Source organism: Flavobacterium sp. SLB02 (genome assembly GCF_009664855.1).
In the GTDB taxonomy this organism is placed as follows: Bacteria; Bacteroidota; Bacteroidia; order Flavobacteriales; family Flavobacteriaceae; genus Flavobacterium.
This window is the reverse complement of sequence record NZ_CP045928.1, coordinates 4,649,301-4,666,135: the sequence shown is the minus strand read 5'-3', so window position 1 is coordinate 4,666,135 and position 16,835 is coordinate 4,649,301. Positions and strand designations below refer to the sequence as shown.

15 protein-coding genes are annotated in these 16,835 nt (G+C 33.9%); 14 read left to right on the top strand and 1 reads right to left on the bottom strand.

The features are described from left to right. The first annotated feature begins 1 nt into the window (after position 1). The 5 genes from thrA (at position 2) to GIY83_RS17390 (ending at position 5,486) form a co-directional block, all read left to right on the top strand. Positions 2–2,416 carry a bifunctional aspartate kinase/homoserine dehydrogenase I gene (thrA, locus tag GIY83_RS17410; protein ID WP_194615937.1) on the top strand — a complete coding sequence of 805 codons (2,415 nt, stop codon included), beginning with the start codon at positions 2–4 and terminating at the stop codon, positions 2,414–2,416. Positions 2,417–2,484: 68 nt separating this feature from the next. Beyond that, positions 2,485–3,042, top strand: a complete 558-nt coding sequence (locus GIY83_RS17405; protein ID WP_194615938.1) for a hypothetical protein — start codon at positions 2,485–2,487, stop codon at positions 3,040–3,042. Between the two features lie 18 nt (positions 3,043–3,060). Then, on the top strand, positions 3,061–3,486 hold the full coding sequence (locus GIY83_RS17400; RefSeq protein ID WP_194615939.1) for an OsmC family protein: 426 nt from the start codon (positions 3,061–3,063) through the stop codon (positions 3,484–3,486). A gap of 170 nt (positions 3,487–3,656) precedes the next feature. After that, positions 3,657–4,829 carry a PLP-dependent aspartate aminotransferase family protein gene (locus GIY83_RS17395; protein ID WP_194615940.1) on the top strand — a complete coding sequence of 391 codons (1,173 nt, stop codon included), beginning with the start codon at positions 3,657–3,659 and terminating at the stop codon, positions 4,827–4,829. Positions 4,830–5,075: 246 nt separating this feature from the next. Continuing rightward, a complete protein-coding gene (locus tag GIY83_RS17390) occupies positions 5,076–5,486 on the top strand; it encodes an Rrf2 family transcriptional regulator (protein ID WP_055097114.1) in 411 nt (136 codons plus the stop codon). Between the two features lie 100 nt (positions 5,487–5,586). On the opposite strand, the gene GIY83_RS17385 is transcribed toward GIY83_RS17390, so the two are convergent. Beyond that, entirely contained in the window at positions 5,587–6,369 is a 783-nt protein-coding gene (locus tag GIY83_RS17385) for a sulfite exporter TauE/SafE family protein (protein WP_194615941.1), read from the bottom strand. A gap of 313 nt (positions 6,370–6,682) precedes the next feature. Between GIY83_RS17385 and GIY83_RS17380 the strand changes: the two genes are divergently transcribed. From GIY83_RS17380 to GIY83_RS17340, 9 genes are all read left to right on the top strand, one after another. Continuing rightward, the gene (locus GIY83_RS17380; RefSeq protein ID WP_194615942.1) at positions 6,683–7,585 is read left to right on the top strand and encodes a sulfite exporter TauE/SafE family protein; all 903 of its coding nucleotides are present in this window, start codon (positions 6,683–6,685) and stop codon (positions 7,583–7,585) included. Positions 7,586–7,616: 31 nt separating this feature from the next. After that, the gene (locus GIY83_RS17375) at positions 7,617–8,327 is read left to right on the top strand and encodes a phosphoadenylyl-sulfate reductase (RefSeq protein WP_194615943.1); all 711 of its coding nucleotides are present in this window, start codon (positions 7,617–7,619) and stop codon (positions 8,325–8,327) included. Between the two features lie 257 nt (positions 8,328–8,584). Beyond that, positions 8,585–9,490, top strand: coding sequence for a sulfate adenylyltransferase subunit CysD (gene cysD, locus GIY83_RS17370; protein WP_194615944.1), 906 nt, complete (start codon positions 8,585–8,587; stop codon positions 9,488–9,490). A gap of 132 nt (positions 9,491–9,622) precedes the next feature. Beyond that, positions 9,623–10,867, top strand: coding sequence for a sulfate adenylyltransferase subunit 1 (locus tag GIY83_RS17365; protein ID WP_194615945.1), 1,245 nt, complete (start codon positions 9,623–9,625; stop codon positions 10,865–10,867). Positions 10,868–10,985: 118 nt separating this feature from the next. After that, positions 10,986–13,076, top strand: coding sequence for a HEPN domain-containing protein (locus tag GIY83_RS17360; RefSeq protein ID WP_208682640.1), 2,091 nt, complete (start codon positions 10,986–10,988; stop codon positions 13,074–13,076). After that, positions 13,069–13,845: a uroporphyrinogen-III C-methyltransferase gene (gene cobA / locus GIY83_RS17355; protein ID WP_208682638.1), complete on the top strand. Its 777-nt coding sequence runs from the start codon at positions 13,069–13,071 to the stop codon at positions 13,843–13,845. Before GIY83_RS17360 ends, cobA begins: the two co-directional genes overlap by 8 nt. 147 nt (positions 13,846–13,992) lie before the next feature. Continuing rightward, positions 13,993–14,574, top strand: coding sequence for a bifunctional precorrin-2 dehydrogenase/sirohydrochlorin ferrochelatase (locus GIY83_RS17350; protein WP_194615948.1), 582 nt, complete (start codon positions 13,993–13,995; stop codon positions 14,572–14,574). Between the two features lie 193 nt (positions 14,575–14,767). Continuing rightward, on the top strand, positions 14,768–15,820 hold the full coding sequence (locus tag GIY83_RS17345) for an NAD(P)/FAD-dependent oxidoreductase (RefSeq protein ID WP_055097101.1): 1,053 nt from the start codon (positions 14,768–14,770) through the stop codon (positions 15,818–15,820). A gap of 169 nt (positions 15,821–15,989) precedes the next feature. Beyond that, positions 15,990–16,802: a hypothetical protein gene (locus GIY83_RS17340; protein ID WP_208682636.1), complete on the top strand. Its 813-nt coding sequence runs from the start codon at positions 15,990–15,992 to the stop codon at positions 16,800–16,802. Positions 16,803–16,835: the final 33 nt, after the last annotated feature.

Genomic DNA, 16,835 nt, shown 5'->3' with positions numbered 1-16,835 from the left:
AATGAAAATATTAAAATTTGGAGGCAAATCGTTATCAAACGGAGAAGGACTTAACAAAGTAGTTTCAATCATTTCTGATAAAGTAAATCAAGGAGAACAAATTGCAGTTGTGGTTTCTGCCCGTGGAAATGCAACAGACGAATTAGAATATATTTTAAAACTTGCTGCTAAAAATGGTAGTTACAAACCATTATTTGAGAATTTTAAAGCCTATCAGATATCAGATTATCCGCAGGTAGATTTATCTGAAGAGTTTAATATTTTAGAGAAACTTTTTGAAGGCGTTAGTTTAATTGGCGATTACAGCAATAAAATAAAAGATCAGATTTTATCCAAAGGCGAATTGCTTTCGGCTAAATTGCTGACGGCTATTTTAAAAGAAAAAGGAATTCCTGCTAATTTTGTCGATTCAAGAGAATTGCTAAAAACCGACTCTAAATTTGGTGATGCACAGCCATTAGAGCAGCTTTCTAAGAAAAATGTTGTCAATTATTTCAAAGAGCACAACGGTTCGACGGTGAATATTGTTACTGGTTTTATTGGTTCGAACAACAATAACGATACAACAACTTTAGGAAGAAACGGCAGTAATTATACCGCATCATTAATTGCAAATTATTTGAATGCCGAAGAATTACAAAACTTCACCCACGTTGACGGAATTTACACAGCAAATCCTGATTTGGTTGCTGATGCTAAAAAGATCGAATTTTTGTCTTTTAATGAAGCGAACGAATTGGCCAATTTTGGCGCAACAATCCTTCATGCCAAAACGATAATTCCTTTATTAGAAAAAAATATTCCGCTTCGTATTTTAAATACATTCAATCACGAAAACCGCGGAACATTAATTACATCAGATTCAGCTAAAGAAGGAATCAAAACACTTTCGGTTTTAGAGAATTTATCATTGGTAAATCTTGAAGGACGCGGATTGCTTGGGAAATCCGGCGTTGATGCCCGAATTTTTAAAGTAATGGGCGATCACAATATTAGTGTAAGTATCATTTCGCAAGGTTCTTCAGAAAGAGGAATCGGCTTGGTTGTGGCTACAGATAAAGCAACAACGGCTATGATCGAATTAGAAAAAGAGTTCGAAAATGATTTTTATTCTAAAGATGTAAACCAGATTACGGTAACAGATAATGTTTCGGTAATTTCGATTATCGGGCAGGATTTAAGTACTTTTCATAAACCTTACACCGCATTAATCAAAAATAAAATTGTTCCAATTTTGTTTAACAATACCGTTACGGGTAAAAACGTGAGTTTGGTCGTTAAAAAATCAGAACTTAATAAAGCGTTGAACGTAATTCATGGAGAGATTTTTGGAGTTTCTAAAAAAATCAACATTGCCATTTTCGGTCACGGATTGGTAGGTGGAACTTTGATCAATCAAATTTTAGAATCTGCTGCAGCAATCGAAAAACGTAAAGACATTAAACTGAATGTTTTTGCTATTGCGAATTCTAAAAAATTACTTTTAAATAAAAATGGCGTAACTTCAAACTGGAAAAATGACATTCAAAAAGAAGGTCTTGAATATACCATAAATGATGTAATTGCTTACGCGAACCAACACCATTTAGAAAACTTAATTGCGATTGATAATACAGCAAGTGCCGCTTTCGTAGAAAATTATATTTCGTTGATAGAGAGTAGTTTCGACCTGATCTCATCAAACAAAGTAGCCAATACATTAAGTTATGGCTTTTATAAAGAATTGAGAAAATCATTAGCAGATAATCAGAAAAATTATTTATATGAAACCAATGTTGGTGCAGGTTTACCGTTGATTGATACGATTAAATTATTACATCTATCAGGTGAAAATATCACTAAAATAAAAGGGGTTTTCTCAGGAACATTGAGTTATTTATTCAATAATTTCTCTGCAAAAGATGCTCCTTTTAGTGAGATTCTGCAAGAAGCAATTGATAACGGATATACAGAACCGGACCCGCGTGAGGATTTATGTGGAAATGATGTGGGAAGAAAATTATTGATCCTGGCAAGAGAGTTAGATTTACAAAATGAGTTTGAAGAAATCTCGATTCAGAATTTGATTCCGGAACATTTACGTGACGGAAACGTATCAGATTTCTTAACTAAACTAAAAGAATTTGACCCAATTTACGAGAAAATAAAAGCCGATCAAAAGCCAAATCATGTATTAAGATACATTGGTGAATTGTCTGGAGATTTACAAAATGACAAAGGAATTCTGGAAGTAAAATTAGTTTCAGTACCATCTGATACTGCTTTAGGAGGATTAAAAGGATCTGATTCTTTCTTCGAAATTTATACAGAATCTTACGGAGATCGCCCAATTGTAATTCAGGGAGCCGGTGCAGGTTCTGCAGTAACGGCGAGAGGAGTTTTTGGAGATATTTTGAGATTATCAGATAAAGGGTAAAAGAATTTAGTCCCGAAACTTCGGGATACAGTGTTGATTTTTAAAAGCCGATTAATGAACATTTAGGAATGAAAAACGTACTGATTTTACTATTTTTTTCGAACATTTTGACTGCTCAGATTTCTAATGTTATTAGAAATAAAGACAGTTATAGGCAAGATGTTTTTTCTTATAAAGGAGTTAGGACAATTCAAATAGACGAAGTGAGTGCTGTTGGAAATGAGGACAACGTATTTATTTTTTCGAAAATTGAAAAAAATGCCAATCCTGATAAAATGTATTTCCAAAGATTTACAAAAGTCAATGATAAATGGATTGTAAAATCTATTCTTGAAGTAAATCATAACGGAATTATTTCGGCCTGGGGAAGCAGAAAAGCTTTTGCAGATTACAATAAAGATAAGAGTGTTGATGCTCTTTTTATTTACGGACTATATGATTCAGATTTTAAACAACAATCTGTTCATTTGGTTTTTTCGCAAAAAGATCAATTCTATACGATAGAATCCAGTGTTTATGATGATTTTAAAACAGATCAATTCTCACCTAATTTTAAATCTTTAGATGCAGAATCTAAAAAACAGATTTTAGAATACTGGGGGAAATTAGACAAAAAAGACAAATAACTTAGGAAAACAAAAAACATGAAAGTAACCTTAAACAGAGTAAACGACGCATTTCATTTTAAACTCAAAAATGAGCGTGGTCATGTAGTTGATGTTGATAGCAGAGCCGAGTTTGGCGGAAGCGATTTAGGTGCAAGTCCAATGGAATTAGTATTGATGGGTGTTGCAGGATGCAGTGCTATTGATATGATTTCGATATTAAAGAAACAACGTCAGGAAATAACTTCTTTTAACGCTGAGGTAGAAGGAGAACGCGTAAAAATTGGAGAAGCGACGCCATTTAAAGAAATCAATGTGGTTTTTTATTTAGAAGGTGACATCAATCCCGAAAAGGCGCAAAAAGCGGCACAACTTTCTTTTGAGAAATATTGTTCAGTAGCCAAAACGGTTGAACCAACGGCTACAATAAAATACAAAGTTGTTTTAAACGACAAAGAATTATAGAATTAGAAAATGAGTCAATTTGATAATTAGATAATTTTTACCCTTACTGATTACATCACAAATATTTGCATCAATTTCTTAGTGAATCTCTGAGTTTCTTTTGCGGGTCTTTGTGAAATTAAAAAAAGAATTAGTGCCAATTGGTGCAATTCGTGTTAAAATAAAAAAAAATGAACGAAGAAGAATTTGGCTTTGAAACTTTAGCCATAAGAACACATTTAGAAAAAACACAATTTCAGGAACATTCAACTCCTTTATATTTATCATCAAGTTTTGTATTTGAGGATGCAGAGGATATGAGAGCGTCTTTCACTGAAGAAAAAGTACGTAATATCTACTCACGTTTTAGCAACCCAAACACAACCGAGTTTGTAGATAAAGTTTGTGCTATGGAAAGTGCTGAAGCAGGTTATGCTTTTGCAACTGGAATGGCTGCAATATATTCAACTTTTGCTGCATTGCTGGAATCAGGCGATCATATTGTTTCTGCAGGAAGCGTTTTTGGGTCGACTCACGCGTTGTTTATGACTTATTTTCCAAAATGGAATATTGAAACCACTTATTTTGATATTAATAAGCCTGAAACAATAGAGAGTTTTATTAAACCAAATACCAAAATTTTATACGCAGAAACGCCTACAAATCCAGGTGTAGATGTAATTGATTTAGAATTATTGGGTCAAATAGCTAAAAAGCACAACTTGATTTTAATTATCGATAATTGTTTTGCTACGCCATATATTCAGCAGCCAATTAAATACGGTGCTGATATAGTGATTCATTCTGCGACAAAATTAATCGACGGACAAGGTCGTGTTTTAGGAGGAGTTGCAGTTGGAAATGCAGAATTAATTCGTAAGATATATTTATTTTCAAGAAATACAGGACCGGCAATGTCGCCTTTTAATGCGTGGGTTTTGTCCAAAAGTTTAGAGACTTTGGCAGTTCGTGTTGATAAACATTGCGAAAATGCCTTAAAAGTAGCAGAGTTTTTAGAAAATCATCCTAATGTTGAGAGTATTAAATATCCGTTCCTAAAATCGCATCCAAAGTATGAAATTGCCAAAAAGCAAATGCTTTTGGGAGGTAATATAATTGCCATTGAAATTAAAGGTGGAATCGAAGCAGGAAGAAAATTTCTGGATAAGATTAAATTATGTTCTCTTTCGGCAAATATTGGAGACGTAAAAACTATTGTAACACACCCGGCATCGACAACACATAGCAAATTATCTGTAGAAGAAAAGTTAGCTGTTGGAATTACAGAAGGCTTGGTGCGAGTTTCTGTAGGTTTGGAAACCGTAAAAGATATTATTGCCGATTTAGATCAGGCGCTTTCTTAGATAATTTTATATTGAAGAGTTTAGATCTTATTATACCATAAATGGCGATTTTTAATTGTAAATTAGTTACGGTTGAAAATCGCTTTTTATTTATATTTTCTTAAACCATACTAATTTAGTAGAACTTACTTTTTCATTGTGTTATTTTTCTCATTCAAAAAGCTTATTTTTGTTGCAGAAAAATATGCAGTTTGTTATTTTAGACATAAATCTAAACTGAACATTCTACAATCTAAATTTATTTAAGTGCTTTCAAAGAAAACAAAATACGGAATTAAGGCTTTAACTTATTTGGCTAGACGTGAAAATAATGAACCTGTACAGATTGCCGAAATTGCTAAAAGCGAACATATTTCGATAAAATTCTTAGAAAGTATATTGTTATTGCTGAGAAATTCCGGTTTCCTTGGAGCTAAAAAAGGAAAAGGCGGAGGTTATTACCTGATAAAAGATCCAAAAGATATCAGTATGGCCAAAGTGTACCGTATTCTTGAAGGTCCAATAGCTTTGCTGCCTTGCGCAAGTCATAACTTTTATGAAAGATGCGATGATTGCGATGATGAAACTACTTGTGCAGCAAGACGTTTAATGATGGAAGTTCGTGATAATACACTTAAAATATTAGAAAGTAATTCTTTGGCAGATATTGCATTTTAGTTTTAACCATATAATTTATGTAAGGCAATATAAGTGTCGCTTTGAATAAACTTCGTAAGTTTTTATTAAATGAACTTATATCACTTATATGGTAGAGAAATTAAAAAATCAATTTATATCCGGCTAAGAAAAGCATTACGGCAATAGCATTTCGTAGAAATAAATCAGGAACTTTTCCACTTAGCATACTTCCAATAAAAATTCCGGGAAGGGATCCCAATAATAGCTGGCCCAATAAAACTAAATCTAAATTTCCCATTGAGGCGTGCCCAATTCCGGCAACAAGAGTTAGCGGAACAGCATGGGCAATTTCGGTTCCTACCAAACGAGGCGTTGGTAAAAGCGGATACAGGAAAAATAAAGTAACCGTTCCTAAAGCTCCGGCACCAATAGATGTTAAAGTTACAGTTGCGCCCAATAATACCCCAATCCCGATAGTCAGCATGTTTTGAGTATGACTTTCGCTGTGAAATTTATCTCCCGCATGTTTTTGAGAATACACTAAAAGCTTCTTTTTGAATAGAATTGCAATTGAAGTAAAAAGCAATGCCCAGCCTAAACTGTATTTTATAACGGAATTTATAGTCGAAATATCTGTTTTAATGCTGTTTAGTATCCATAGCGTTAGTAAAGCTGCAGGAACACTTCCTAAAGTTAGCCAACCCGTGATCTTCCAGTTGATGTTTCCTTTTTTGTGGTGTACAAATACGCCTCCCATCTTGGTAAAAGCAGCATATAATAAATCGGTTCCAACGGCTGTTGTCGGGGGAATACCAAAATACAATAAAATTGGAGTCATTAATGAACCGCCCCCAACACCTGTCAATCCCACAACAAAACCTACTACCAAACCTGCAATTACAAGACCTATCTGAAAATCCATGAATAAAAATTTGCTGTAAAAATAAGAACAATTTTATAATAATCCGATGGATTTGGTAGACTTTAAAGTAGTATATTTGCAAATGAATATCTTTAATGTTTTATGTGGTTGAAATACAAGTCGATACGATTTTTAACTTAAGAAGCCAATTTGTTATATTTTTTAAACTTGCGGCTTGCTTAACCAAAAGAGGATTAGAGTTGTAAAAAACTTAAATAATGTTTTGATATTTAGAAATAAGTACTAATTTTGCATAGTAATCTATTAAGCCGATAGGGTAATAGATTTATCAGCACAAAACCAAGCCATTAATATGGAAAAAGAATTAAAAATTAATAGTTATGATGTTAGATCTGATGCATCAATAAAAGAAAAGTTGTGGGTTGTTATTCCTGTGGTTTTGTTAATAGGTTTGTTGTCTACGTTGATATACAAACATCATGCTGAATTTTCAATAGAGGGATTAGTTTCTGGATTTGATGCAGATTTTTTAATTTTTTTTGCTATTGGAGTTTTTGCTCAGTTAGTAGACGGGACATTAGGAATGGGTTACGGAGCTACTTCAACTTCATTTTTATTGGCTTACGGAGTTCCGCCGTTAATTAGCAGTACAGGAGTTCACGTTGCAGAAATGTTTACAACAGGAGCGTCAGCGATTTCGCATCATAAATTCGGAAATATTAATAAAAAGCTGGTAAAACATTTATTAATTCCGGGAGTTTTAGGTTCGATTATAGGGGCTTATTTACTGTCTGATGTTATTAGCGGAGATGTTATAAAACCATTTATTGCGGTTTACATGATGGTATTAGCAGTTATTATCATTAGAAAAGCATTAGCTAAAACTATCGTTAAAAAGAAAACAAAAAAGCTTGGATATTTAGCCACTTTTGGAGGTTTTATGGATGCTGTTGGCGGTGGCGGATGGGGGCCAATCGTAACGTCTACATTATTAGGACGTGGTAGGAATCCAAGATATACAATTGGTTCTGTAAATGCAGCTGAATTTGCAATTTCGTTTGCAAGCGGAATTACTTTCATGCTTTTTGGAGGAATTCACGGCTGGCAGGTTATTATAGGATTGATTTTAGGAGGAGTAATTGCAGCACCATTAGGAGCTTATTTGGTAAATAAAATCAAAAGAAAACCAATGATGGTTGCAGTTGGAATATTAATTATATTATTGAGTTTGAAAACATTATCTAAATTATTGTAATAAGTTTTTTAGAAAGGGAAAGAAAGAGATTATGAGTGCGACAATTATACAATCATTATTAGATAAAACAAAAGATTTTTCGCTGGAAGAAACGTTGGTTTTTTTAGCAAATGAATATCCGGAAAAAGTAATTTTTTCGACTTCTTTTGGTCAGGAAGATCAGGTAATTACAGATTTTATTGCAAAAAGTAATACTGATATTACCATTTTTACCTTAGATACCGGAAGATTATTTCAGGAGACTTATGATGTTTTCCACAAGACATTAAAAAAATACAAAAAACAAATAGAAGTTTACTTTCCCGAAGCGGCATCAGTAGAAAATCTATTGAAGCAAAAAGGACCAAACAGCTTTTATGATTCGGTTGAAAACAGAAAAGAATGCTGTTTTATTCGTAAAGTGGTTCCGTTACGAAAAGCCTTGGCAGGAAACTCAGTTTGGATTACAGGTTTAAGAGCCGAACAATCTGAGAATAGAAACGACTTACAATTGTTTGAATACGATGGAGGTTTCGAAATTATTAAATTCAATCCGTTATTAAAATGGACTCTAGAAGAAGTAGAAACGTATTTATCAGAAAATAATGTTCCTCAAAATGCCTTACACAAACAAGGTTTCGTAAGCATAGGATGTGCGCCATGCACAAGAGCAATTTTCCCCGGTGAAGATATAAGAGCTGGAAGATGGTGGTGGGAATCAAGCCATAAAGAATGTGGTTTGCATAGTGCGAAGAAAGATTAAGAGAGGCTTAAGAAGCAAGAGAAGAGAATAGAATAAAGAATATAGATCGAGTTCCAGAGGAACGATTTATATTGTAGCGTCGGGTTTCAACCCGATGGAATTGTCAGATTGTGATGTATTTAGAATAAAGCAACGCATTAAAATCCGTTGAAAAAACAAAAACAAAAAACACAGAATAACGATGGTTTAGAAGTTTTAGATTAAACTCACAACGATTTAAAACTAAAAAAACTATCAAGCATTAAACAAAATATCAAATGAGTTCAAGTTCAGTATTAAAAACAAACGCTTTAGAGAGTGAAGCGATATACATTTTCAGAGAAGTAATTTCGCAATTTGACAAGCCTGTTTTACTTTTTTCTGGGGGAAAAGATTCTATAACATTAGTGCGTTTGGCACAAAAAGCATTTTTTCCGGCAAAAATTCCGTTTCCTCTTTTGCACGTTGATACGGGACACAATTTCCCTGAAACAATAGCTTTTAGAGATAAATTGGTAGAAGAATTAGGTTTAGAACTAATTGTTCGTAATGTTCAGGATGCTATCGATGAAGGAAAAGTGGTAGAAGAAACCGGAAAGTATTCCAGTAGAAACAGCTTGCAGACAATCACACTTTTAGATGCGATCGAAGAATTTAAATTTGATGCTTGTATTGGTGGTGCACGTCGTGATGAAGAAAAAGCGAGAGCAAAGGAACGTATTTTTTCAGTTCGTGATGATTTTGGTCAATGGGATGAAAAAAATCAACGTCCGGAGTTATTTGATATTTTGAACGGAAAAATAGAAAATGGTCAAAACGTTCGTGTTTTCCCAATTTCAAACTGGACAGAATTAGATGTTTGGAGTTATATCGAAAAAGAACATATCGAGATTCCATCGATCTATTTTTCACATAAAAGAAAAGTTTTTTTGAGAGATGGTTTAATTTGGTCGCATTCTCCTTATGTATACCAGGAAGAAGATGAACAAATCGAAGAAAGAATTGTTCGTTTCAGAACCGTTGGAGATATGAGTTGTACCGCTGCTGTTGAATCTTATGCTGCAACAATTCAGGAAGTTGTTGGAGAAATCAGAGAATCGACTATTTCTGAAAGAGGAGCCAGAATCGATGACAAACGTTCTGAAGCCGCAATGGAAAAGAGAAAACAACAAGGATACTTTTAATTCAATTAAAATTTTAGTATTAAAAATTAAAATCAAAAAAACATACAGCTTTAATTTTTAGATAAAGTTTTTCAGCAACTTGAGACCTGAAACTTGAAACAAAAAAATTAAACCTGAAACAAAAATATTAGAATGGAAGTTTTAAAAATAGCAACAGCAGGTAGTGTAGATGATGGGAAAAGTACTTTGATTGGAAGATTATTGTACGATACAAAATCATTGACGACTGACAAAATAGAAGCAATCGAAAAAAGCAGTAAACAAAAAGGATATGATTATCTTGATTTTTCATTGGCAACTGATGGTTTAGTAGCAGAGAGAGAACAAGGAATCACGATTGATGTTGCTCATATTTATTTTTCGACTGCAAAGAAAAGTTATATTATTGCCGATACTCCGGGTCACGTAGAATATACCAGAAACATGGTTACAGGAGCTTCGACTTCTCAGGTTTCTATTATTTTAATCGATGCCAGAAAAGGTGTAATTGAGCAAACCTACCGTCACTTTTTTATCAATAATTTATTGAGAGTAAAAGAGGTAATCGTGGCAATCAATAAAATGGATTTAGTTGATTATTCTGAAGAAGTTTACAATAAAATCAAAGCCGATTTTCAGGCATTAAACGCTAAAAGTACTTTCAAAGAACAAAACGTAAGCTACATTCCGTTAAGTGCAATCAATGGCGGAAACGTGGTGGATCAATCTAAAGATATGCCGTGGTATACAGGTCAGACTGTTTTACAACATTTAGAAGGATTAGATTCTGCAGATGTTTTTGAAACAGGAAAAGCACGTTTCCCGGTTCAAACTGTGATTCGCCCTAAAACAGAAGAATATCATGATTTTAGAGGTTACGCAGGAAAATTATATGGAAACTCTATTAAAGTAGGAGATGCCGTAACGGTTTTACCTTCTTTAACCGAATCTAAAGTAAAAAATATTCACTTTTTCGATAAACAATACGATGAAGCTGTTGCAGGTTCTTCAATCACAATCGAATTAGAAAATGACATCAATGTAACAAGAGGCGATATGATTGTAAAATCAGCTGAGCTTCCAAAAATTGAAAAAGAAATCAATACAACCGTGTGTTGGATGGACAGTAAAAAACTGGTTGCGGGTACAAAATATATTGTACAACACAACACCAATTCGGTTTTGGCAAAAGTAGAAAGCATTAAAAATACCATTTCAACTGATTATTCAGGTACGAAAGAAGCTTCACAATTAGCCATAAACGAAATAGGAGAAGTAAGCATCAAATTAAGTAAACCATTATATTTTGATGCCTATAACGATAATAAATCAAACGGCGCTTTTATCTTAATTGATACAGCAACCAATACCACCGCTGGAGTTGGATTTATTAGATAAACCTGCTATAAGCTTTAGGCTGTAAGCTTTAAGCGAAAATGTATAACGAGATATTTTAAAAGCTTATGGCATATAGCCTAAAGCTTAAAGCAAATAAAAAGCCTAAAGCCAAAAACAAATGGAAAGTTTTAGAACAGAAATAGAAAATCCGATCGTTCAGAAAGAGATCATCGATTTAGAAAAAAAGATTCATTTATTCCGTGGAGGAAAAATTGATGATGAGCGTTTTCGTAGTCTTCGTTTAGCGCGAGGAATTTACGGACAACGTCAGGAAGGCGTTCAAATGATTCGTATTAAATTGCCTTATGGTAAAGTAACCAGCGAACAATTGGTACGTATTACTAAAGTTTCTGATGAATATTCTACAGGACGTTTGCATATTACAACACGTCAGGACATTCAGATTCACTATGTAAGTCTGGACAGAACTCCGGAACTTTGGGCAAATTTGGCAAAAGACGATGTTACCTTGCGTGAAGCTTGTGGTAACACCGTAAGAAATATTACAGGAAGCGAATTGGCAGGTGTAGATGTAAATGAGCCATTTGATGTTTCGCCTTATGCACATGCTTTATTTCAATACTTATTAAGAAATCCTATTTGTCAGGAAATGGGGCGTAAATTCAAAATTTCGTTCTCATCATCTGATGAAGATACCGCGTTGAGTTATTTGCATGATTTAGGATTTATCCCGAAAATTGTTGATGATGTTCGCGGTTTCAAAATCATGTTTGGAGGAGGTTTAGGATCTCAACCAGCACATGCTGAATTACTATCAGAATTTGTACCGGCAAACGAAATCATTCCAACAGCAGAAGGTATCATCCGTATTTTTGACAGATACGGGGAACGTGCCAAAAGAATGAAAGCGCGTATGAAATTTTTAATCAAAGAAATGGGAAGAGATGTTTTCCTTGATTTGGTTGAAAAAGAGAAAAAAGCAATTGCTTTTGAAACTTACGAAATTGATACCACAGCTTTTGACGGGCCAATTGCGGAGCCGTTATTAGAAACGCCAGCCGTTACTATCGAAGATACTGCAGCTTATGAAGCGTGGAAAAAATCGAATGTAATTGCTCAGAAACAAGAAGGTTATTACGCTATTGGGATCAAAGTTTTATTAGGAGATTTTTATACCGATAAAGCTAGATTATTAGCTGATTTAATTAAAAATTACGCAGCCAATGAATTACGTTTTTCATTGCGTCAAAATATTGTAATACGTCACGTAAAAGAGGCAAATTTACCTTTCTTTTATCAGGAATTAGCCAAATTAGGATTTGTAGATTTAGGATATAATTCTACAGCAGATATTACAGCATGCCCGGGTACAGATACTTGTAATTTGGGGATTGCAAGTAGTACCGGAATTGCTGAAGAATTAGAAAAAGTGCTCAATGCAGAATATCCTCAGTATTTAAACAATCAGGAAATCGAGATTAAGATTTCCGGTTGTATGAATGCTTGTGGGCAACACAATATGTCGGCAATTGGTTTTCAGGGAATGTCAATCAATTCAGGAAAATTAGTCGCTCCGGCTTTGCAGGTTTTATTAGGTGGTGGAAGATTAGGCAATGGTGCAGGACGCTTTGCTGACAAAGTAATCAAAATTCCAAGCCGTAGAGGACCAGATGCATTACGTACGATCTTAAATGATTTTGATGCGAATGCAAACGGAGAAAAATTCCTTAATTATTATGATCTTAAAGGAGAGAAATATTTCTATGAAATTTTGAAACCTTTCGCAGACGTAACCAATTTAACCGAAGCTGATTTTATAGACTGGGGTAACGCAGATAACTACGTAAAAGCAGTTGGAGTAGGAGAATGTGCCGGAGTTGTAATTGACTTGGTTGCAACTTTATTATTAGAAGCCAAAGATAAATTGACTTTCGCACAAGAATCTTTCGACGAAGGAAAATGGTCAGATGCCATTTACCATGCTTATGCAGGATTTGTAAATGGAGCAAAAGCATTGTTGCTTTCAGAAAATGAGAAAACAAATAATCACGCCGGAATTGTAGATTTATTTGATACTGTTTTTATTGCAACTGACAAAATTCAGTTACCAACAACATTTAGAGAATTGGTATATCAAATCAATCAAAATGAACCTACAGAAGCATTTGCGAAAGCATACATTCAACAAGGAATTTCATTTTTTGATACCATAGAAAAATACAGAGCTCAAGAATTAGCAAATGCATAATACAATAAAACCCAAAGTAACTTTAGTTGGCGCTGGTCCCGGAGATCCGGATTTGCTTACGCTGAAAGCTGTAAAAGCCCTTGCTGAAGCGAATGTGGTTTTGTACGATGCCTTGGCGAATGACGAAATATTTGCGCACGCTCCTAAAAATGCCATCAAAATTTTTGTTGGAAAAAAAATAGGAAATCACGCTTACACGCAAGATCAAATCAATCAGTTGATTGTAGATAATGCGTTAACCTACGGAAACGTAGTAAGATTAAAAGGTGGAGATCCGTTTATTTTTGGACGCGGAAGCGAAGAAATAGAATTTATCGAAAGTTTCGGAATCCCGACAGTTGTAGTTCCTGGAATATCTTCAGTGGTTGCAGTTCCGGCAAGTCAGGGAATTTCGATTACCAAAAGAGGCGTTTCAGAAAGCTTTTGGGCGATTACAGGAACAACTTCAGATAGGAAATTATCTTCAGATGTAGCTTTGGCCGCACAATCATCTGCAACGGTTGTTATTTTGATGGGAATGCACAAATTGCCTCAAATTATCGATTTGTTTCAAAAAGAAGATAAAGGAGATTTACCCGTTGCGATCATTCAAAACGGAACAACAGCCGAAGAAAAAGTAGGAGTTGGAACAGTAGATTCAATTTTAGAAGTTGTAAAACAGCAAAAATTAAGTTCGCCAGCAATTATCGTTCTGGGAAATGTGGTTCGCGAAAGCAACAAGTTAAAAGGATTTTACGAAGAATTTTTGTCAAAAGAAATCGTCCGATAATAAAAGTTCCGAAGGAACGATCCATATTATAGCGTCGGGTTTTAAACTGATGGAGGTATGGAATTAAATTTATTAGGTTAAAAAAGGCTGAATTTAATTTGATAAAATAAAAATCATCTAATTTTGATTGGATGAAAATAAAATAAAATGGAACAGAATGAATTATATCCAATATTCTTAAAACTTCACAATCTGAATGTTTTAATTGTTGGAGGAGGAAATGTTGGGTTAGAAAAGCTTTCTTTTTTACTAAAGTCGAGTCCCAATGCAAATGTTGAGGTTGTAGCGCCAAATTTCCATTTAGAAATAAAGGTTTTAGCTGATAAACATCCTTCGATTACATTAACAAAATCAAAGTTTAAGAAAAAAATGCTCAAAAAGCGTCACATGGTAATCGCTTGTACCGATGATTTAAAAGTCAATAAAAAGGTATACGATTTATCCCGAAAGCGTTATTTGATATGCAATATTGCCGATACGCCGGATTTATGTGATTATTATTTGGGCGGAATTGTAACGAAAGGAAATGTAAAAATTGCCATTTCGACCAACGGAAAATCGCCAACAACAGCTAAAAGGCTACGGGAGTTTTTTGAAGAAGTAATTCCTGAGGATATCAATAAAATGGTGGAAAACCTCAATGAATATAGGAAAACTTTAAAAGGGAATTTTGAAGAAAAAGTTAAAAGAATGAATGAGATAACTGATTCATTAAAAAATAAAGAATAGCTAAAGAGTTCCGGAGGAACGTTTCATATTGTAGCGTCGGGTTTTAACCCGATGAAAAAGATGACCGAATTACCGCTCATTAAAAAATAAAGAGTAAAAAATTTCGCAGGGAAATCAATGATAAAAATCATTGTCATTAGAATATATTATTCGTTTCTTTGTATTATTAAGAATGATTATAAACAACAACATAATGATTAAAACAGATATACTTATAATTGGAGCAGGACCAACAGGTTTATTTGCCGTTTTCGAGGCAGGATTATTAAAATTAAAATGTCATATTTTAGATGCTTTACCACAAGCAGGAGGACAGCTTTCAGAATTGTACCCTAAAAAACCTATTTATGATATTCCTGGTTTTCCGGAAGTTTTAGCAGGAGATTTAATTGATAACCTACAAGAGCAAATTAAACAATTTGAGCCAGGTTACACATTAGGAGAAAGAGCTGAAACAATCGACAAACAAGAAGACGGAAGTTTTATTGTAACCTCAAACAAAGGAACTAAATTTCACGCACCGGTTATTGCTATTGCTGGAGGTTTAGGAAGTTTTGAGCCTCGTAAACCACTTATAGAAGATATCGAGTTTTATGAAGATAAAGGAGTAAAATACTTCATCAAAAATCCGGAAAAATTCAGAGACAAAAGAGTTGTAATTGCCGGAGGAGGAGATTCAGCTTTAGACTGGAGTATATTCCTGGCGAATGTAGCTTCTGAGGTAACTTTAATTCACCGTAGAAATGAATTTAGAGGAGCGCTTGATTCGGTGGAAAAAGTACAGGAATTAAAAACAGCCGGAAAAATTAAATTAATTACTCCTGCAGAAGTAATCGGAATCAACGGTGCTGAGCATGTGGAGTCATTAGATATCGAAGAAAACGGAGCACACCGTAAAATCGAAACAGATTTCTTTATTCCACTTTTCGGATTAACGCCAAAATTAGGACCAATTGGAGACTGGGGATTAGAAATCGAAAAAAATGCTATTAAAGTAAACAATGCATTAGATTACCAAACCAATATTCCTGGAATCTTCGCCATTGGAGACATCAATACATATCCTGGAAAATTAAAGTTGATCCTTTGCGGATTCCACGAAGCGACTTTAATGTGTCAGGCAGCATACGGAATTATCAATCCGGGTAAAAAATATGTCCTTAAATATACAACAGTTTCTGGTGTAGACGGTTTCGACGGAACTCGTAAAGAAGCTCCAAAAGCGGTTGTTAAGGCGATTGTTTAAGTTGCTAAGACACTGAGTTGCTAAGTTTCTAAGATTTTTATATAGTAAGCCCAAACCATTTACGGTTTGGGCTTTTTTTGTTATTTATTCGACTTTTATAAATTAAAATGAGGAAGAGTTATTCATATCTTTATTGAGCAAAAAAAATTTAAAAAATCAAACGATATAAATGAAAAACAAGATAATTTTATGGTTGATTTCCTGTAGTTTCTTAGTTAGTTGTAAAGAACCAAAAAAAGAAATTATTACAGTAAAGCCAAAAGAAGTCAGTGCAAATAAATGCTTGCCTCATATTAAGGATAATCCGAAACTTCAGGATGAAATGGTTCTTGTCTTTGCAGACGAAGAGATTGATTCGATAGTATTTTCTAAAAACGAATTAAACAAAATTGAAATACTATTTCCGGTATTCAAAGCAAAATTTCCTTCAAATCCAAATGAATCATATGCAGGTAAAGCATGGGAGAATTATATAAATCAGGACGGAAAAGAGGAGACTATTACATTTGGCAGCGAAGTTGGTCGAGATGATTTTTGTTTAGTGTATGCTTATTATCTCAAACAAAAAAATGGAGAACAGAAATATAAATTAGAAAGAGAGAAACTAATTCAATTGTATCATGCTGTAAATGGGCTTTACCAAGGTTTAAATTATGGTGGAACCTATTTTGCACATCAATTTAAAAGACTATATGCAGATGCAGAATATTCTATCTATCAATTAGCGGTTGGGAAAGAATATTACGATAAGAAGTATGACTTTCAAAAACAGAAAAAATTATACATACAATCTTTAACTCAATATGTTGCAGACGAAGAGAGTCAAAATTCCTATAACCAAGATGATTCTATAGATGGTAAAGGAAAAAATAGTGAAAGAGCAAAAAGACTTCAAGGAGAAATAGATGTTTTACAAAAATTGATTACTAACTATTTCTATTTAAATGAAGTGCAAAAATTTGAAATGAACTATTATAAGTAATCCCAGAGGAATGTTATATTTATAGAAATTAAG